Here is a 19,993-nt window from a genome sequence, read left to right on the forward strand (position 1 = left end):
TGCTCGCAACGCACCCTGCCCGATCACCTCGGCGGCTTATAAGTCGGCGGTTCGCGAGCCGGCGGTTTTAGGGGAGGCAGAATGAAAAAGCTTTCGACGCGTGCATTGCTGATTTCGTCGGCGGTGACGCCCGCGCTCGTGATGGCCGCGGTGCCGGCGCGGGCGCAGCAGGTTCCGGCGACGCCAGCGGCGGTGCCGCAGGATACGCCGGCCGCGGCATCGCCCGCGGCGCAAGGCGACATCGTCGTTACCGGCATCCGCCAGAGCCTGGAGCGCGCGCGCGATATCAAGCGCGATTCGACGCAGTTCGTTGACGCGATCGTCGCCGACGATATCGGCAAGCTGCCCGACACCAATGTCGCCGAATCGCTGGCGCGCGTGTCCGGCGTGCAGGTCGATCGCGGCGTGGCAGCGGGAACCGATATCTCGATCCGCGGCCTTCGCCAAAACGTGATCCTGTTCAACGGCCGCGAAATCTATGACGCGACCGGGCGGGGCGGCACCGGGCTCGACCAGCTTGGAAGCTCGACCTACGGGCTGCTCGCACTGGTGCCGTCCGAACTGATCTCGCGGCTGGAAGTCACCAAGCTGCCGGCCGCCAGCCAGGTGGCGGGCGCGCTCGGCGGCATCGTCGACATCAATACCCGGATGCCGCTCGACGGGCCGACGACGCAGATCGCCGCCAAGGCGACCGGCGAATATGCCGACGCCGCGCGAAAGGGCGGCTATTCGCTGTTCGGCCTGGCCTCGCACAAATTCGCCAATGACACATTGGGGGTCCTGCTGTCGGCATCCTATGAGGATCGCAACCTGTCGCAGCAGGGGCTCGACACCTATGCGGGCTATACCAAGTTCACCGATGCCGACGGCAATACGCGCTATGGCGACGCCGACGTGCGACCCGAGGAAATCCAGGAAAACCGTACCAAGCTCGGCCTCGACGGCGTGGTGCAATGGAAGCCGCGCGATGGCGTGGAGATCACCGCCGACAGCTTCTATTCGAAGCTGACATCGCATCGAGACCGCTATTGGCTGTCATTCAATCCGACGCTCAACCTCAGCAACGCGACCTATTCGGACAATGACATCCTGTTGAGCGGCACCTCGACCGGATCGGTGCTGACCAATGTCGAATATGCCAACACCAAGGCCGACATCTGGTCTTCCGCGCTGCGCGGCAAATTCGACATCACCGATCATCTGAAGACCTCGGCGGAGATTTCCTATGACCGGTCGACGTCGAGCTATCGCCAGATCTATTTCCGGCTGCAGCCCAATTCCTCGGTGCATCCGTCGGTCGATTTCGATCTGACCAGTGGCGATTTCGGCGCCTATTCGATCAGCGGCATCGACCTGACCGATCCCTCACAGCTCAACTTCACGATCCTGTTCGACCAGCTGTTCCGCGCCAAGACCGATGCGTTCGCGGCGCGATCGGACTGGACGATGAGCTTCGATTCGCCGTTCCTCAAATCGATCGATTATGGTTTCCGCTATACCGACAGCAAATCGCGGCAGAACCCGCTGCGCGCCGATATCCGCCCGACCGGCGGCATCCCGGCGACCGCGCTGGGCGATCTGATCGGCACCTATTCGAACGACCATTTCCTGACCGGCGACTTCGATGGGCTGCCGCGCACCTATCTGATCGGATCGAGCGCGGTGACGAGTTGCCACGTCTTCACCGATTTCCCGGCGGTGTCGCAGAACGCCCAGTGCCTCGATCCGGCATCGACGACCAACTCGCTGGCCGGCACCTTCACGATCAAGGAACGCTTCACCGAGGGCTATGGCAAGGTCGATTTCGACACGCCGCTCGGCGCCAGCACGACGCTTTCGGGCAATATCGGCGTGCGATACGTCAACCGCTACCTCGATTCGATCGGCAACCAGATCGATCCGTCGGGCGCGGCGGTGCCGACCGACTTCAAGCGGACCGACAATGAGTGGCTGCCCTCGGCGGTTGCCAAGATCGCGTTCGGCAACGACTTCATCCTGCGCGCGGGCGCGGCGAAGGTCGTCGCGTTTCCCAACACGCAGGACCTCAATAACGGCCTGACGCTTTCGAACACGGCCGTGTTCGTCAACGGCGTGCAGGTGCAGCCGGGCACCGGATCGGGCGGCGCGCCGAACCTCGATCCGTTCAAGGCCAATCAGGTCGACGTTTCCGCCGAATATTATTTCGGCCGCCAGGCGATGGTCTCGCTCGGGCTGTTCTACAAGGACGTCTCGACCTTCATCGTTCAGGAACAGAGCCCGGAAACCTATGCGGGGGTGGAATACCTGATCAATCGCAAGGTCAACGGCGACAGCGCCAAGATCAAGGGTGCCGAGGCATTGCTTCAGCTTCCCTTCTATTTCCTGCCGCATCCGCTCGACGGGTTCGGAATCGTCGCGACCTATTCCTATATCGATTCCTCGACGCCGACCACCGACGTCGGTGGCCGCAAGCTGCCGTTCCCCGGCCTGTCGAAGAACAATGTCAATCTGATCGGCTATTACGAGCGCGGACCGCTGAGCGTGCGGCTCGCCTACAACTGGCGCGACGACTATCTCTACAGCCTGTCGGTTTCCGGCCAGGGCATCTACAACAGCGCCTATTCGGACCTGTCGGCGACGGTGCGTTACGACATCACGCCGGGGGTTTCGATCGAAGCGCAGGCGCTCAACCTGCTCGACAGCCGCCAGCGGACCTATGACGGCGTCGATGAAGCCTTGCGGACCAACGTCGCTTATGGTCGCATCTTCAAGGCGTCGATCGGCGTCAAGTTCTGAGCAAGGGGGCGTGGTGGCCGGACAGCTCGACGGCAAGGTCGCGATCGTGACGGGCGCGGCGGGCGGCATCGGCGCGGCGATCGTTCGCCGGTTCGTGGCTGAAGGCGCGCGCGTCGCCGCGATCGACAGCCGAGAGTGCGAGGTCGGCACGGCCCGTTTCGTCGCCGATCTCGCCGACGACCGGGCGACCGCCGGCGCTGTCAGGCAGGCGCGCGAGGCGCTCGGGCGCGTGGAGCTGTTCGTTCACGCCGCCGCAGCCAGCGTGCCCGGCGGCGTGCTCGATACGCCGGCGTGCGATTTCCAACATCTTTACGACGTCAACGTGGTCGGTGCCGTGCGGCTGATCCAGGCGCTGGCGCCGACCATGGACGAAGGGAGCTCGATCATCCTGCTGTCATCAATCAACGCGCGTTTCGCGACGCCGACGCTTGCTGCTTACGCCGCGAGCAAGGCGGCGCTGGAGAGTCTCGCCAGGACCGCCGCCTGTGAGCTGGCCCCGCGCGGTATCCGCGTCAACGCGATCGCGCCGGCTTCGATCGACACGCCGCTGCTGCGCGGCTCGTTCGAGCGCGCCGACGATCCCGCCGCCGCCGAGGCCGCCAACCGCCGCCGCCATCCGCTGGCGCGGCTCGGCACGCCCGAGGAAGTCGCGGCGCTGGCGTTGTTCCTGGCGTCGGAAGCGGCGGCCTGGATCACCGGATCGGTCTACGCCATCGACGGCGGCGCCGGCGTGACGCGGCAATGAACCGGGGTAATGCGGCCGACATCATCGGCATCAACTGGGGCAGCAGCGCGTTCCGCGCCTATCGCATCGACAGCGAGGGCGCGGCGGTGGACAGCTTTCGCAGTGGCGACGGCGTCGGTACGCTCGATCGCGCCGGCATGGAGGCGATGATCGAGCGGGTCGTGGCGCGCTGGCCGGGGATCGAGCGCATCTATGCGTCGGGCATGATCGGCTCGAACATCGGCTGGGTCGAGGCGCCCTATGCCGAAGCGCCGGTCGCGGCGCACGATCTGGTGGGCCGAGTGATCGATACGCGGATCGGGGCGACCGCCGTGCGCGTGGTGCCGGGCATCGCCTGTCGCCGGCGCAGCGATGGCGGGCCGGATATCCTGCGCGGCGAGGAGATCGAGCTGTTCGGCCATCTCGCCGCGTCCGATGCGCCGCGCGACGGCCTGATCGCTTTGCCGGGCACGCACACCAAATGGGCGGCGATTGAGCGCGGGCGGCTGGTCGAATTCTTCACCAGCATTTCGGGCGAGCTCTACGACCGGATGAGCCAGGCCGGCCTGCTGGCGTCGATCATCGACGGCGCGGCCGAGGCTGGCGCGGCGTTCGCGCGCGGCGTCGACGAGGGGCGGCGATCGGGGCTGGCGATCGGCACGTTGCTGTTCGGGGCGCGGGCGCGGGTGATCCGCGGCGATCTCGAGCGGCGCGACGCCGCCTCATATCTGCGCGGGCTGCTGATCGGCGCGGAATTGGCCGACGTCGGGCAATTGCTTGGCGCGTTCGGTGAGGCGCCGGTGCCGCTGATCGGCAACGGGCCGTTGTGCCGGCTCTACGCCGCGGCGATCGAGGCGGTGGGCGGTGCCGCGCGGATCGTCGATCCGGAACGTGCGTGCCTCGCCGGCTTCGTCGCGCTCGACCGGGTAAGCGTGGCGGTGGCATGAGCGGCGCGGGCACCGGAACCGACCGGGGCACGCTGCGCTGGGTGATCGTCGCGCTGCTGTTCGCGTCGACGGTGATCAATTATCTCGACCGGCAGGCGCTTTCGATCCTTGCATCGACCGTCCAGAAATCGCTGGATATCAGTGATCTGGGCTACGCGCATATCGTCCAGCTGTTCATGATCGCCTATACGATCGCCTATCTGGTCGCGGGGCGGATTACCGACTGGCTCGGGACCAAGCTCAGCCTGGCCTTGTTCGTCGCCTGGTGGTCGGTCGCCAACCTGTTGACCGGGCTGGTCAACAGCGCCGGCCAGCTCGGCGCAGCGCGGTTCGCATTGGGGCTTGGCGAGGCGGGCAACTACACCGCCGGTCCGAAGGCGATCGGCGAGCATTTTCCGCCGAAGGAGCGCGCCTTCGCCTTTGGCCTCTACACCGCCGGCGCGATGGTCGGCGCGACGATCGCGCCGCCGCTGATCGCCGGGCTGGCGCTGGCCTGGGGCTGGCGATCGGCGTTCGTCGCGACAGGCCTCGCGGGGCTGGTCTGGCTCGGCTTCTGGTGGCTGATCTATCCGCGATCGGCGCAAGCGGCGCAGGAGGCGAGCGAGCCGATCCGCTGGCGCGAGGTGCTGAGCGATCGCGCCGTCTGGCTGCTTGCGCTGTCGCGCGGGCTGGCCGATCCGGTATGGTATTTCTACCTGTTCTGGTTCCCCAAATATCTCACCGACGCGCGCGGCATGAGCTTGACCGCGGTCGCGTCGCTGGCGTGGATCGTCTATCTCGCGTCGGACCTCGGCAGCGTCGGCGGCGGCGCGATTTCGAGCCTGTTAGTCAAGCGCGGCATCGATCCCGCCAGGAGCCGGATCATCGCGATGACGATGGCCGCCGCCGCCGCGCCGTTCGGCGCATTCATCGCCACTAGTCCGCCGTTGACGGTTGTGTTCGCGCTCGGCGCGCTGGTCGCGTTCGCGCACCTGACCTTTCAGATCAACATCTCGACGCTGATCATCGACCTCTATCCGCAGCGCAAGGTCGCGACGGTATTCGGCGTCATCGCCGCGGGATCCGGCCTCGGCGGGATCTTCTCGACGCAGGCGGTGGGCATGCTGGTTTCGGGCGGCAGCTATTCGCGTGTGTTCCTGCTGATGGCGCTGCTGCACCCGGCGGCGCTGATGGTCGCCTGGCTGGGCTGGCGCGCCAGGCGGCACCGGCCGCGCGCGTCAGCCGACTCCCGCCCGCTTGAGCCAGAGGTCGAACAAATCGAGCCACAGCGATGACGGCGTGCCGGCATAGCCGACGCTGAAGGCGTGCTCGCCCTCCTGGAAGAAATGCGCTTCGACGGGGCGCCCCGCCTTGCGGCACGCCGCCATCATCATTTCGCTGTTCTCGATGGGAACGTGGCTGTCATCGCAGGCGCAGGCGAGGAAGATCGGCGGCGTCGCGGCGCCGACATGCTGGTCGGGCGAGCGATGCGCGATCAGCGCGGGCGACGGATGATCGCCGAGCAGCATCGCGCGTGACTGTGCATGCGTGTACGGGTCGGTCATCGTAATGACCGGGTAGATCAGCCCCGTGGCGGCCGGCCGTGCGGAGAGCGCATCGATCGCGTCGCGCGGCGCATAGACACGGTCATCGAACGCCGTGGCCAGCGTCGCAGCGAGATGACCGCCCGCCGAAAAGCCGACGGTGGCCAGCCGATCGGCGTCGAATCCGAAGCGCGGTGCCAGCGAGCGGACCAACCGAGCCGCGCGCTGCGCATCCTGCAGCGGCACGTCCGCCCGATCGCGCCAGCCTTCGTTCGGCAGCCGATAAGTGAGAACAAAGACGTGATAGCCCATCGTCGTCAGTCGATCGGCGATGGCGACACCTTCGTTGTCGATCGAGACCATGAGGTACGCGCCGCCGGGAATGACCAGCACCGCCGCGCCGTTCGGTCGCGCCGGCCGGAAGACGTGCAGCGCCGGCTCGGCGATGTTGCGCCTGTAGACCGGCGGATAGTCCGGCGGCAGCGGCTCGGCGCGGAATTGTCCCGCGCCCGGCATGTCCTTGCCCCAAAGCGGGAGGCGTTCGGCACGCGTCCAGGCGGCAGGCAGGGTCTTTGCCGGCGGCGGACGCTTGATCGGTGACGGCACGTTGACCTGTGCCGCCCGCGCATCACCGACCGCCGCGAGGACTGACAGTCCCACAGCACCCCCCAGCATGGCGCGCCGATCGGGCCGAAAGGAACCATCCGCTGAACGCATTACAACATATTTCCTTTGTCGTGCTGGCCTGTCCGTCCCCGAGATGACATGAACGTGCCGATTTCAGAGTGGGGGCAGGACGCCAAGCTCGGCATAATTGGTCGCCCCTGGTGCCCAATGCGCCGGCGAATCGCGGTTATCGACCGTGCCGCCCGGTGACGGCGATGGCGATGGTGTCGGCCGCGGCGTGGGCATTGCGAACCGCGACGCTACGCCTGAGTGCGGCGTCGCGGTCGACACGCCCGGCACGACGGCGATCGAAAGCGCCGTGGGGGAGGGCGTCGCGGGTCGCTCCCGCCCCGCAACTGCCAGCCCCGCCAGTGCGACGCCGGCAACGCCGCCGATCAGCATGGTTCGTTTCACCGCGCTTCCCCGTCGCTCAGGACACGCGGATGAACTTGACCGCGCCGGCGCGCTGGCACCCGGAATGCACAATATTGGTGACCCCGATGGCCGGATCGGTCTGCCCGGCGTTGAACGTGTGGGTGCCGAGATCGACCCAACCCGACGTGCCGCTCGCGAAGTTTATCGTATAGGTCGCGTTGTCGGAGGCCGACTGCACGCGCACTTCCGCAGCGGTATCGGCGTTGGAATAGACGGTCTTCCAGATATAGACGTGATACTGGCCGGTCTGATTGAAGCCGGGCGCGAAGGTCGCCTTGGCGCCGGCGGTGCAGGAATAACGCTGCGGCATCAGCCCGAATCCGGCGAGCGTGCTGTCGGCCCAGCCCGACCCGCTCTCGCTGTAACCATAGCGGCCGTTCATGATATACTGGTCCTTCTTGTAGAAGCGGACCGTGTCGTAATATTGTGGCGTACCGCCAACCGTGACCGGCGCCTGATAGGCCAGCGCGGTGAGCCAGATGTTGACCGGATCCTGGCGATATTGATCGGCGGGATAGGCGATCGTGCAATATTTGACGCCGTCGAGATAGAAGTCGATCGCGCCCTCGCGCCAATCCGCGCCATAGGTGTGATAGGCGTCCGCGGTCGAAAATCCCGGAGAATAGGTCGCGCAGCGTGGCCCGCCGATATTGGCGCCCGATCCGGCCTGCCCGTTCCAGATCTGGAGGCCGCTCGGCACCTGGCTGGGCGACTGGGTGTTGATCTCCGACTGGTCGATCTCGAGATAGCGGCCCGCGGCATAGGTGTCGCTGCCGTCGCCGGCCATCATCCAGAATGAATTATGCCACCCATGGTTGGAAGTCGTCTTGGCGCGCACCTCGAAATAGCCGTATCCGAACTGCTGTTTGCTGACGATGCCGCCACCGGTATATTGCTTTCCGCTGACGCTTTCCTGCTTCATCAACAGGCTGAGCTGATTGTTGTCGATTGTCGCGTTGGCCGCGAGCTGTGCGCTCAGAGCCTTGACGTCGGTACGAAAATTCCAACGCGTCGTGTCGATACTGGAGCCATTGAAATCCTCTTGCCAGGCAAGGCCGTAGAGTGATGACGGGGCGTTTGCTTTCGCGGCGCTTGTCGCCGCCAGGATGACCGCTGCCGCAAGTGCTGAGGCCCAGTACGACTGCCTGGGACCGATCGAGATCGTTTTCATTGGCTTGCTCCTCTCCCGAGCGACGCATGGTCGCCGCGAGCAACGCGCATCCTTATGCCTGGACGTCGCGCCGCCTCTCCTGTCGGCGGATCGATCCGGTTCAGAAACGAGCAATCTCGATCTCGCCAAGGCGTACAAATATCGCTAATGAAGCAACATATCAATCGCTAATTTGCTAACTTATCGCCATTTATCTGGATGAAGTCGGAGAGTTCGTTGCTTTTAATGGCACAAATTGCGGCTTGCCGCCCGAATTTTCCGGGTGGCTGGCAACGTAATCCATCACTGTCGAAAACGGCGCCACCCAGATGGTGTCGGTATGTTCCCTGAGATAAGCGAGGAGCTCTGCGTGCGCCTTGGCGGTCACTCTCAAATAGTCGCCGCCGACTCCATGAAAGCCGAGAACCAGCAGACCACCGGACCGCTCGGCACTTTTGACCGCCGCGATCATATCGGCGCCGGTCGACTTCTCATCGAACCAGCGGCACGGCACATCCATCGGATCCAGCGCCTTGCCGTCTCCCGGCCAGCTGGCGCTGCGGGTATAGCGCACCAGCCCGCTGGCGCGCAGTGCTGGGAGATAATCCACGCCACCGGCGAGATGTTGACCGCACGGCGTGGCAAAGCTGTGCTGCAACTTCCCGTCGATCGCCGTCAGCATGGTGTTCATCGTCCGGATTTCGGCAAGCATCATCGGAACATCATAGGCTTCGCTGGTGTCGAGCTTCCGCGCCGGTGTGTAATTGGCCTGCGGACAGGCATGGCGAATGGTGTGATTTCCAAGCTCATGGCCCTCGGCCGCCGCCGCCCGCCAGCGCTCGATCTGCTTTGGCTTCAACGCATTGCCGACCAGGAAAAAGGTCCCTTTCAGGCCAGCCGCGTCGAGGGCGGGAATGGCGACGTCGAGATCCGAGGACAAGGCGTCGTCATAGGTCAGGACCACGGCGGCCTGCCTGCCGCCGGGCCATTGCCGCGCCTGAGCCTGAGTCGCGATCAGGGCCACCCCCAACAGGACTGATCCGATTCGCGATAGAATTGATGCCACTCGCATAGCCCTCTCCGATTTTTCCGGACTTTGGTAGCGCTACCTAAATCGTGCGCGGCGCCACGGCAATGCAGCCGTGAAAGCTGCGTCGTCCCTCTCCACAATCATCCGCCGCAGGATTCGCGGATAATCAGCTCGGTCGGGAGCAATGACGGCACATCGTCGCCGCTGGCATCGAGAATGCCGGAGACGAGCAACTGGCCGGCGCGCTGATTGTCCTGGCGGATCGTCGAAAGGGCTGGTGTGCTGAGGCGGCTCAACAGCATGTCGTCATAGCCGACGACCGAGGCGTCCTCGGGTACCCTCAGCCCGGCGCGGCGCAGCGCGCGGATCGCGCCCAGCGCGATGATGTCGCTCGCCGCGACGATGCCGTCGAATGCGATACCGCGGCGTAGCAGGCGGGCGACCGCGGCCTCGGCCGATTCGAGTTCGAACTCGACTTCGCAGACCAGCCTGCCGTCATAATCGAGACCGCTTTCGTCGAGCGCCTCGCGATAGCCACGGCGACGCTGTTGTGCCTCGGGATCGGAGCCGCCGATGAACAGGATGCGCCGCCGCCCGAGCCGGGCTAGGTGAAGCGTCGACCGGCGCCCGCCGAGCAGATTGTCCGAACCGATCGAGCGATATTTCTGGCCGGGAATATGCGCGCCCCAGACGACGAAGCGCGCGCCCGTCTCTGCGAGCTGGTTGAGTTCCTCGTGGAGCATCGACTGACCGAGGAAGATGACGCCGTCCGCGCGGCTGGTGGTCGTCGTGGTAACGAGATCCTCGAGCGTGGCCGGGGCGACGTGGCTGACGGTGAAATCGCAGCCGCGCTCGCGCGCCGCTTCGCCGATGCTGGCGAGCAATTCGAGGAAGAACGGATGCGACAGCGGCAATGGCCGCCCGCGCATGTTGGGCGTGACGATGACGATCGATCCCGCCGCCCCGATCGGCGCCTGCGGCATCGATTGGCGGAACGGATAGTCATGCTCGCGCGCAAGCGCCCAGATACGCTGCTTGGTCCGCGTGCTGATCAGCGGCAAATCGTTGAGCGCGCGCGACACGGTCGAGACCGACACGCCGGCGAGCCGGGCGAGATCCTCGAGCGTCGTTTTGCTGTTGCCGTTGCCGCTCATTGCGCCCACGCTGGCCGGAGGGAAGAAGCGCGACATAACGCACGGGGGAGGGGTAGTTGCAAGCCGACACGGTAAGCGAACCGCTGTCGCCTGCCGCGCCCGTCGCATCGCCGCCGGTCGCGCTGATGTCGCGCTGGGCGATCGCCTGCATGTGCTGCGGGCTGTTCGGCGTGCAGATCGTCTGGGGCCTCCAGAACGTCGACACCAGTCGTATTTTCCAGACCCTGGGCGCCGAACTCGACGAATTGCCGATCCTGTGGATCGCAGCGCCGATCACGGGGCTGATCGTACAGCCGGTCATCGGCCACTTGAGCGACCGCACCTGGGGACGCCTCGGCCGCCGCCGGCCCTATCTGCTGGCCGGCGCGATCCTCGCGGCGATCGCGCTGGCGCTGATGCCCAACGTCCACAGCATCTGGGCGGCCTGCGTGATGCTGTGGCTGCTTACCGCCGCGATCAATGTCGCGATGGAGCCGTTCCGCGCGCTGGTCGCCGACACCGTGCCCGAGGAACAGCGTACCGCCGCATTCGCGATGCAGGTCGGCTTCATCGGCGTCGGCGCGGTGGTCGCGTCGATATTGCCGTGGCTTCTTGCCCACGGTTTCGGGATTGCCGGCACGGCGCCGCCGGGCGTGCTGCCGCCATCGCTGCGGGCGGCTTTCGCGATCGGCGCTCTCGGGCTGCTGGTAAGCGTCGGTATCACCGTCCTGACCACGCCCGAGCGGCCGCCGGGGCACCTCGCCGGCCAGGCGCGGGTTGTTGTCCGGCCTGCCTGGGCCAGCACCAGTTCGGCCTCGCTGGTCCGTCATGGCGCGATCTGGATGATCGGCGGCCTGGCGATCGCTGCCGTAACCGGGTTCGAAGGCTATCGCCACGAGCTCTATCTGATCGCCGGGCTCGGCGTGATCCTCGGCGCCGGACAATGGGCGACCGCCTGGAGCGCGCGCAACGGGATGCGCCCGACCGGGTTGCTCGAGATCATCGACGACGTGGTGCACATGCCCGCCGTGATGCGCCGGCTTGCGGTAGTGCAGTTCTTCACCTGGTTCGGCTTGTTCGCGATGTGGATCTACGTTGTCCCCGCCGTGGCCGTGAATAGCGGCGGCGCAACACCCTCTAGCCTCGCTTATAACACCAGCGCGGACTGGGTGGGGGTGATGTTCGCTTTCTACAACGGCATCGCCGCGCTCTGCGCCTTTGCGCTGCCCAGGCTGGTCGCCCGGCTCGGCCGGCGCGAAACGCACGCGCTGTGCCTCATGATCGGCGCCGCCGGCCTGATGGGCTTCGCGCTGATCGCCGATCCGGACTGGCTGTGGGTGCCGGCGGCGGGGATCGGCATCGCCTGGGCGTCGATCCTCTCGGCACCCTATGCAATGGTATCGAGCGCGGTGCCGCCGGCGCGGATGGGTGTCTACATGGGCATCCATAACGTGTTTCTCGTCCTGCCTCAGCTTGTCGCGACCGCCCTGCTGGGCTGGATCGTCGATCGATTGTTCGACAGCCGGCCTGCGCTCGCGCTGGTTCTCGCGGCCGCCACCTTCGTGATTGCCGCCGCGTTGGCGTTGACCATTCCCGACCATCACCGCGACTGACTGCCCCCGGCGAGAGTGTTTCGCCGGGGGCCGATCCACGGCCGTCAATTGTGCAAAAATTTGCATTAAATTGGAAATTGCGCAAGCGTTCTCGACCTAGGTGCCAGGGATTCCGAGATAAATATGATCGCAAAGATGCAGAGATCAAGCATAAGGCACTGATAGATAGACGGTTTATCCTCTTTGGCTACGGCGCTTGCAAAAAGATGCGGTTTGCGCAAAATTACGCAAGAACATTCGCGACGAGTCGCGGATCGTTGCATGACAGCCCGGCCATCGGGCGGACAGGGAGGGGAAGACATGAAGGGGACAGCTTTCGTGCGTCGTAATGGGCTGCGGAGCGGCGCATCGATGCTCGCGATCGTGGCGCTGGCGATCGCCGCACCGGCATTCGCGCAGACCGCCGACGATATGACGACCCAGCAGGGCAACAGTGAAGCTGCGCCCGGCGACACGGGCAAGAAGGCCGAAAGCACGACGTCGGACATCGTCGTCGTCGGCGTCCGCGCCGCGCTGGAGAATGCGCAGGCGATCAAGAAGAACGCCGCGACTTTCGTCGATTCGATCACTGCGACCGACATCGGCGCCTTTCCCGACAAGTCCGCGGCCGAAGCATTGCAGCGGGTGCCGGGCATTTCCGTCAATCGTCTACAGTCAGCGGACGACAGCACGCACCCTTCGGGCGAGCCGACCCAGGTGCTGATCCGCGGCCTGCCCTTCGTGCGCACCGAGTTCAATGGCCGCGACAGCTTTTCCGCCGATTCTGCGCGCGGCCTGAACTTCAACGATATCGCGCCCGAATTGCTCGCCGGGATTGACGCCTACAAGAACGAAACCGCCGACATGATCGAGGGCGGCCTCGCCGGCACCGTCAATCTGCGCACGCGGCTGCCGTTCGATCAGAAGGGGCTGGTGGTAACCGGCAACGTCAAGGCCGATTACGGTGACAAATCGACCAAATGGACGCCCGAATTCTCCGGCCTCATCAGCGACACCTGGGATACCGGGATCGGCCGCTTCGGCCTGCTTGCCGATTACGCCTGGAGCCACGTCGTCACGCGGACCGAGAGCGTGATCATGGACAAGATCGACACCTATTGCTCGGACGGCGCCAAGGACGCCGATGGCAATGCGATCATCTCGGGCGGGGTCGTGCAATGCGACGCCAACCCGTTCGGTGGTTCGGGATGGGCGTTCGCCCCCGATGGTGTGCGCTATTCGCAAGTCGATTACGATCGTCATCGCCACGGCCTCGCACTCGCCGGGCAATATGAGAATAATGCCGGCACCTTCCGCGCCACGGTGCAATATAACGACTCACAATATCACAACGCCTGGCTCGAACGCGCCAGCCACGCGATCCTCGACGGTTCCTATTACGGCACCCCGGCGTTCAATCCGCGCGCGACCTCGATTCTCGGCCCAGCCGACGGCACGGCGGCGCTGCAATTCGGCGCGGACGGGATGCTCCAGGGCGGCATCATCACGCAGGCGCACGGCAGCTGGGCGGGATCGTGGGGCAGCACGGCCGATGCGATCAACACCGGTTCAGCGGTGCCCGGTCTGCCGTTCGTCAACAATTGCGCCGCGCCCGACGTCTGCACCACGCTGCGCGACGGCATGTATTTCCAGAACGAATCGCGTGACTTCGATCATCGCGAGGGCACCAAGGATCTGTCGGGCACGATCCAGTGGGATATCACCGACCGGCTGCACCTCAACCTGGAAGCGCAGCACATCACGGCCTCGACCTATAATAACGACATCCTCGTCGCGAGCGGATCGATGGCCAATTACGATTACAGCGTGAACAAGGACGGCACGCCGCAGGTCACGTTGTTGCCCGGCGACAACGTCAATTATGCCGACGGCGGACTCTCCAACCCGCATAACTACTGGATTCCGTTCATCCAGGGCCATGTCGAACGCAACAATGCCGACGAGGACGCTTTCCGCGGCGACCTGAAATACGATTTCGCGCGCGGCGGCTGGCTCGATTCGTTCAAGGTCGGCCTGCGGTACGCCAATCGCCATCAGGTCGTGCGCTATTCGACCTTCAACTGGTCGCCGATCGCCGCGCCCTATATGTGCAACGGCCCCGGCTTCAACCTCGATAACACCTCGGCGGCGCCCTATCCGGTGTCGAGTTCCTATCCGAACTGCCCGGCGCGGCCCGATTTCCAGGGCTATGGCGCCAATCTGTTCGGCCCCTACAATATCGGCGGGCTGTATGACGGCAACGTCTATCCCAATGGCGACCTCGTCTTCGTCAACGGCCGCGCGCTGACCAATTACAAGCTGCTGATGTCCGGCCTCGCCGGCCGGTTCACCAATTCGCCCGGCGGCTACACGCCGATCTGCGATCGGCCAGAGGCGACCGAGGGCTGCTTCACCCCGTCCGAGATCATGGACCTGCGCGAACGCACCAAGGCGGCTTACGCGATGCTCAATTTCGGTGGCGACGAGGCGATGATCGGTGGGATCAACGTCGTCGGAAATGTCGGCTTGCGCGTGGTGCAGACCACCGAGATCAGCCACGGCAGCGTCGGCTTCCCGATCGCCGACAACGTGTTCGCCGGGCTCGCCCCGTGCGATCCCGATGTCGCGTTGCCCGATGGGCAGGTGGTCAATCCAAGCTGCTATCTGACCGACGATATCAAGGCCTTCGCGGCCGGCGGCGGCATCCCCAACACCTATCGCCACACCTTCACCAACTGGCTGCCCAGCTTCAACGTGCGCTTCGGGCTCGACACCAAGGATTTCGTCCGCTTCGCTTATTCGAAAGCGATCTCGCGGCCCGATATCGGCCTGCTGCGCAACTATGTGCAGATCGGCGCGCCGATCTACAACACCGGGCCGGATTCGCCTTACGTGGTCTATAGCTCGCCGACGGCCGAGCACATTGCCGACAATGTCACCGGCTATAAATTCGTATTTCAGGCCAATGCCGGCAACGCGGCGCTGAAGCCGATCACCGCCGATCAGTTCGACCTGTCCTTCGAACGCTATATGGGCCGCAGCTCGTCGTTCACCATCGACGCCTTCTACAAGCGGCTGACCAACCTCATCTCCTACGGCGAGTCGTTCCGCACCTTCACCAATGGCGGTTCCACGCAGATGGTGCAGATCAACGGCCCGATCAACAGTTCGGGCACGGGCAAGCTCTACGGTGTCGAGGCCGCGTACCAGACCTTCTTCACCTTCCTGCCGGGGCTGCTCAACGGCCTGGGGGTGCAGCTCAACTACACCTATGTCCATCAATCGGGGATCAACAACTCGAACCTGATCGACGCCACATCGGGTGGCGATGTCGGCGCGCAAGGCGCTGGCCAGCCGGCCGCCGGCGGCAACGGCAACGTGATCGATTCGCATCGCCTTGCCGGCATCTCGAAGCACACGTTCAACGTCGTCGGGCTTTATGAAAAGGGGCCGATCGCGCTGCGGCTCGCCTATAACTGGCGGTCGCGTTACCTGACGCAGAATCTCGATTGCTGTATCGGTTTGCCAGTGTTCCAGAAGGCAGCGGGCTTCCTCGACGGATCGATCCGCTACTCGATCAACGACCATTTCGAGCTGTCGATCGAAGGCACCAACCTGCTTGGCACAACCACCGTCTATCAGCAGGAAATTTTCGGCGATTCGCCTGCGACGCCGGGCGTAAAGCCGGTCTATATGGACTCGTCGTGGAGCCGGGTCGATCGCCGCTTCCAGTTCGGGGTGCGCGCGAAATTCTGATGCCATACCTCCCCTGCCGCGCCGCCGGCCGACCGGCGGCGGTGCGGCACTTTGTCGAAATCCAAGCCGTGAACCGCCCGGTTTGCCGGGCGGCCTGGGAGTGACGTGAATGTATAAGCCCGCTTGCCGCCTGCTTGCCGTTGCCTTGTTGATGGGCACCGGGATCGCGGCCCATGCGCGCCCGGCGTCCGTGCCGAGTGCCGCTGGCGAGATAAGGCAACAGGCCGGCGGCATCGAGGCCCGTCTCGGGGCGACGGTGCTTCGCGTCACGGCGCTGACCGACGCGATCATTCGCGTGCGCGTCGCCCGTGGCGGCACCTTTCCGGAGGATGCGAGCTGGGCGGTGCCGCATGACGTGCGCGCCAAGCGGGCTGCGGTGACGCCGACAAGCGACGGCTTCCGCACCGATGCGCTGGTGGTCAAAGTCGATCCGAAGACGCTGGCGCTGACCGTGACCGATCCGGCGGGCAAGGTCATCACCGCCGATACCGCGCAACCGATCGACCTCGACGGCACCGCCTTCACGCTGCGCAAGGCGCTGCCGATCGGCGAGCATATCTACGGGCTGGGCGACAAGACCGGCGGCACGCTCGATCGCCGCGGCAAGACGTTCGTCGACTGGAATACCGATGCCTATGGCTTCGACAGCTCGACCGACCCGATCTACAAGTCGATTCCGTTCTTCATCGGCGTCGGCGGCGAAGGCGGCAGCTATGGCGTGCTGCTCGACAATACGTGGCGGACCTGGTTCGATTTCGGGCACAAGGCGGCGGACACGCTGGCGATGGGCGGGCCGGATGGCCCGATCGATTATTACATCATCGCCGGGCCGACCACGCGCGAGGTGGTGCGCCGCTACACCGATCTCACCGGCAAGGCGCCACTCGCACCCGAATGGGCGCTGGGTTATCAGCAATCGCGCTACAGCTACATGTCCGCCGACGAGACGCGGCGGATCGCCGCTACGCTGCGCAAGGACGCGATCCCGACCGACGTGATCTGGCTCGACATCGATTTTCAGGATCGCAACCGCCCGTTCACGGTCGACAAGCACACGTTTCCGAATCTCAAACAACTGGCCGCCGATCTCGATGCGCAGGGCATCAAGCTGGTCACGATCGCCGACCTTCACGTCGCTGCCGCGCCGAACCAGGGCTATGCCCCCTATGATACGGGCATCAAGGCCGACGCTTTCGTCCACAATCCCGATGGCTCGGTATTTGTCGGGCCGGTGTGGCCGGGCCCGTCGGTCTTTCCGGACTTCACCGACGCGAAAGTTCGGGCCTGGTGGGGCAGCAATTTCAAGGCATTCGTGAATGATGGCGTCGCCGGTTTCTGGAACGACATGAATGAACCCTCGGTCTTCGAGACGCCGACGATGACGATGCCGCTGGATATTGTTCACCATGTCGCCAGCGACGATTTCGCGCCGCGCAATGCCACGCATGCCGAAATCCACAATGTCTTCGGGATGGAGAATACGCGCGCGACCTATGACGGCATCAAGGCGCTGCGCCCCGATGAGCGTGCCTTCGTGATGACGCGGGCGAGCTATGCCGGTGGCCAGCGTTACGCGGTGACCTGGACCGGCGACAACAGCTCGACCTGGGATCACCTGCGGCTGTCGGTGCATCAGCTGATCAACCTCGGCCTGTCCGGTTTCGCTTATGCCGGTGCCGATGTCGGTGGGTTCACCGGCGGGCCGAGCCCGGAGCTGCTGACGCGCTGGTTCGAGATCGCTGCCTTCACGCCGATCTTTCGCGATCATGCCGCCAAGGGCACGCCGCGTGCCGAGCCGTGGGTCGACGGGCCCGAGCAGCTCGCGATCCGGCGCCGCTTCGTCGAGCAACGCTATCGGCTGTTGCCCTATATCTATGCGCTCGCGGACCAGAACGCGCGCACCGGTGATCCGCTGATGCGGCCCGTGTTCTACGATTATCCCGACGCCGCGGCCGCGACATGCGATCAATCGATGGATTTCACGCTGGGTCGATCCTTGCTGGTCGCGCCACCGCCAAAGATGGAATCGCCCGAGGCTTATGACGTCTGCCTGCCGAAGGGGGGGTGGTATGATTACTGGACCGGCCAAGCGGTGATCGCGACGGCGAGCGGCGAACCCGGCACGCCGGTCAACGAACAGATCGCGGCCGCGCCGACGGGAGACGCGGTTCGCCTGACCGAGCATCCCGCGCTCGATCGGCTGCCGGTGTTCGTTCGCGCCGGCACCATTCTGCCGCGCCAGCCCCTCGTCCAGAGCACCGCCGAAACGCCCGAGGGGCCGCTGTCGCTCGACATCTATCCCGGACCCGATTGTGCGGGCACGCTGTATCTCGATGACGGTCACTCGATGGCGTTCGAACGCGGCGACTATCTTCGGCAAACGGTTCGGTGTTCGACCGACGCCAACGGCAATCTGATAATCGACTTCGGCCCGCGCGACGGCAAATACCGGCCTTGGTGGCGGCAGATCGCGCTGACCGTCCACGACTGGCGAGCGGCGGCAACGGTGACGGGCCCCGACGGGCGCCGCGTCGCCAAGCGCGCCGGGGCCGCCGCGCAAACCGTTGCCTTTACAATTCCCGACACGGCGAGCGCGGCACGGTTCACGGTGAGCGGTGCAGTTCGATAGCTCCACGGGCATACACGCCGGAAGCTCTAGCTGATCATCCGTTCGAGCGTGCCGATCCGGTCCGCCTCGGATGCGGGCTTGTCGGTCCGGATGCGGTTGATCCGCGGAAAGCGCATCGCCACGCCCGATTTGTGACGCTTCGAAACGTGGATCGAATCGAAGGCGATTTCCAGCACCAGCGTCTTTTCAACCTCGCGCACCGGGCCGAACCGGTCGATCGTGTGCGTGCGCACGAAACGATCGAGGAAGCGCAATTCTTCATCGGTGATGCCCGAATAGGCCTTGCCGACCGGCAGCAGGTCGCCAGTCTCGGTCCAGCAACCAAAGGTGTAGTCAGAATAGAAAGACGAGCGCCGGCCGTTGCCGCGCTGCGCGTACATCATCACGCAATCGGCGACTAATGGATCGCGCTTCCATTTGTACCACAAACCGGCGCGGCGCCCGGCGACATAAGGCGATGAGCGCCGCTTGAGCATGACGCCTTCGATCGCCGCATCGCGCGCGCCGGCGCGCAACGCGGTGAGTGCCTCGAAATGCTCGGCGTCGATCACTGCCGAAAGATCGAAACGGGCAGGATCGAGCTGCTCGATAAAGGCTTCGAGCCGGGCACGCCGCGTGGTCCACGGCAGCTCGCGCAGATCGGCGTCGCCGTCGAACAGAATGTCGTAAAGCCTTACGAACGCAGGAAAATCGTCGAGCATCCGGCTCGAGACCTTCTTGCGGCCAAGCCGTTGCTGCAACGCGTTGAAGCTCGCGGCGCCAGCGCCGTCACCGAGCGCGGCGCCCTGATCGCCACCTTTGACGAGCAATTCGCCATCGAGCACGCCGGGCTGGCGAAAGGCCGCCGCCACGTCCGGAAAGCTCGCCGTCACGTCGTCGCCGGCGCGGCTGTAGAGCCGGGTTTCCCCACCGGCATGGACCAGCTGAACGCGGATGCCGTCCCATTTCCACTCGGCGACATAATCGGCGAGATCGACCGCCGCGTCCTCCAGCGGGTGGGCGAGCATGAACGGACGGAAGACCGGCACGTCCGCCGGCGTCGGTTGTGCAGCCCTGCCTTCCGCCCATGCGAACAGCGCGTCGTAGGGCGGCGCGATGCCGTGCCAGACTTCCTCGACGGCATCGACATCGAGATCGAACGCATTTGCCAGCGCGGTCTTGGCGAGGCGCGCGGAAACGCCGATCCGCAACGCCCCGGTCGCCATCTTGAGTAACGCGAAGCGCTCCTCGGCATCGAGCCGGTCGAGCATCGCCGCCAGCACGCCGGGCGCTTCGGACCGCGATAGCGTCGCGAGCCGTTCGACCACCGTCGAAAGCCGCAGATCCTCGCCTTCGCCTTCGATGTCGCCGGGCCACAGCAGCGCCACCGTCTCCGCCGAATCGCCGACATAGTCACGACTCATCCGGTAGAGCACTGGATCGACGCGCTGTTCGATCAGGCCGCGGATCAACGCGGGCTTGATCGCCGGCAGATCGAGATCGCCGGTCAGCGCCGCCATCGCCCAGCCGCGATCGGGGTCGGGCGTCGCGAGAAGGTAATCGCCGATCAGCCTGAGCTTGGCGTTGCGCGATCGCGTGTAGATCAGCGAATCGAGGAGCCGGGCAAAAGCGTGCATGGCGGCTCAACGCTGGC

At 65.1% G+C, this 19,993-nt stretch carries 13 protein-coding genes; 7 read left to right on the forward strand and 6 right to left on the reverse strand.

The annotated features are described in order from the left end of the window. The first annotated feature begins 81 nt into the window (after positions 1-81). From K7G81_RS15555 to K7G81_RS15570, 4 genes are read left to right on the forward strand one after another with little or no spacing between them, the layout of a single operon-like run. Positions 82-2,775: a TonB-dependent receptor gene (locus K7G81_RS15555; RefSeq protein WP_223031742.1), complete on the forward strand. Its 2,694-nt coding sequence runs from the start codon at positions 82-84 to the stop codon at positions 2,773-2,775. Between the two features lie 13 nt (positions 2,776-2,788). Next, a complete protein-coding gene (locus K7G81_RS15560; protein ID WP_369412129.1) occupies positions 2,789-3,520 on the forward strand; it encodes an SDR family NAD(P)-dependent oxidoreductase in 732 nt (243 codons plus the stop codon). Next, positions 3,517-4,446: a 2-dehydro-3-deoxygalactonokinase gene (locus K7G81_RS15565; RefSeq protein ID WP_223031744.1), complete on the forward strand. Its 930-nt coding sequence runs from the start codon at positions 3,517-3,519 to the stop codon at positions 4,444-4,446. Before K7G81_RS15560 ends, K7G81_RS15565 begins: the two co-directional genes overlap by 4 nt. Further along, entirely contained in the window at positions 4,443-5,720 is a 1,278-nt protein-coding gene (locus tag K7G81_RS15570) for an MFS transporter (protein WP_223031745.1), read from the forward strand. Before K7G81_RS15565 ends, K7G81_RS15570 begins: the two co-directional genes overlap by 4 nt. On the opposite strand, the gene K7G81_RS15575 is transcribed toward K7G81_RS15570, so the two are convergent. From K7G81_RS15575 to K7G81_RS15595, 5 genes are all read right to left on the reverse strand, one after another. Beyond that, positions 5,664-6,629, reverse strand: a complete 966-nt coding sequence (locus tag K7G81_RS15575; protein WP_369412130.1) for an alpha/beta hydrolase — start codon at positions 6,627-6,629, stop codon at positions 5,664-5,666. The two genes, K7G81_RS15570 and K7G81_RS15575, sit on opposite strands and share 57 nt — an antisense overlap. A gap of 120 nt (positions 6,630-6,749) precedes the next feature. Then, complete coding sequence (locus K7G81_RS15580; RefSeq protein ID WP_223031747.1) at positions 6,750-7,049, reverse strand: hypothetical protein; 300 nt, start codon at positions 7,047-7,049, stop codon at positions 6,750-6,752. Positions 7,050-7,065: 16 nt separating this feature from the next. Then, positions 7,066-8,241 (reverse strand): family 16 glycosylhydrolase, encoded by a 1,176-nt coding sequence (locus K7G81_RS15585; protein ID WP_223031748.1) that lies wholly within the window; start codon positions 8,239-8,241, stop codon positions 7,066-7,068. A gap of 190 nt (positions 8,242-8,431) precedes the next feature. After that, the gene (locus K7G81_RS15590) at positions 8,432-9,244 is read right to left on the reverse strand and encodes a polysaccharide deacetylase family protein (RefSeq protein ID WP_369412135.1); all 813 of its coding nucleotides are present in this window, start codon (positions 9,242-9,244) and stop codon (positions 8,432-8,434) included. Positions 9,245-9,390: 146 nt separating this feature from the next. Next, positions 9,391-10,404 carry a LacI family DNA-binding transcriptional regulator gene (locus K7G81_RS15595; RefSeq protein WP_223031750.1) on the reverse strand — a complete coding sequence of 338 codons (1,014 nt, stop codon included), beginning with the start codon at positions 10,402-10,404 and terminating at the stop codon, positions 9,391-9,393. Positions 10,405-10,460: 56 nt separating this feature from the next. Between K7G81_RS15595 and K7G81_RS15600 the strand changes: the two genes are divergently transcribed. The 3 genes from K7G81_RS15600 to K7G81_RS15610 all read left to right on the forward strand — a co-directional run bounded on the left by K7G81_RS15600 (position 10,461) and on the right by K7G81_RS15610 (position 18,360). Next, complete coding sequence (locus K7G81_RS15600) at positions 10,461-11,996, forward strand: MFS transporter (RefSeq protein ID WP_255587151.1); 1,536 nt, start codon at positions 10,461-10,463, stop codon at positions 11,994-11,996. Between the two features lie 300 nt (positions 11,997-12,296). Continuing rightward, positions 12,297-15,731, forward strand: coding sequence for a TonB-dependent receptor (locus K7G81_RS15605; RefSeq protein WP_255587152.1), 3,435 nt, complete (start codon positions 12,297-12,299; stop codon positions 15,729-15,731). 109 nt (positions 15,732-15,840) lie between these two features. Next, a complete protein-coding gene (locus tag K7G81_RS15610) occupies positions 15,841-18,360 on the forward strand; it encodes a glycoside hydrolase family 31 protein (RefSeq protein WP_255587153.1) in 2,520 nt (839 codons plus the stop codon). Between the two features lie 26 nt (positions 18,361-18,386). Here K7G81_RS15610 and K7G81_RS15615 read toward each other — a convergent pair whose 3' ends face one another. Further along, positions 18,387-19,976 (reverse strand): cisplatin damage response ATP-dependent DNA ligase, encoded by a 1,590-nt coding sequence (locus tag K7G81_RS15615; RefSeq protein WP_223031752.1) that lies wholly within the window; start codon positions 19,974-19,976, stop codon positions 18,387-18,389. Between the last annotated feature and the right edge of the window lie 17 nt (positions 19,977-19,993).

This window comes from Hephaestia mangrovi (assembly GCF_019880555.1).
GTDB classification, from domain to species: domain Bacteria; phylum Pseudomonadota; class Alphaproteobacteria; order Sphingomonadales; family Sphingomonadaceae; genus Sphingomonas; species Sphingomonas mangrovi.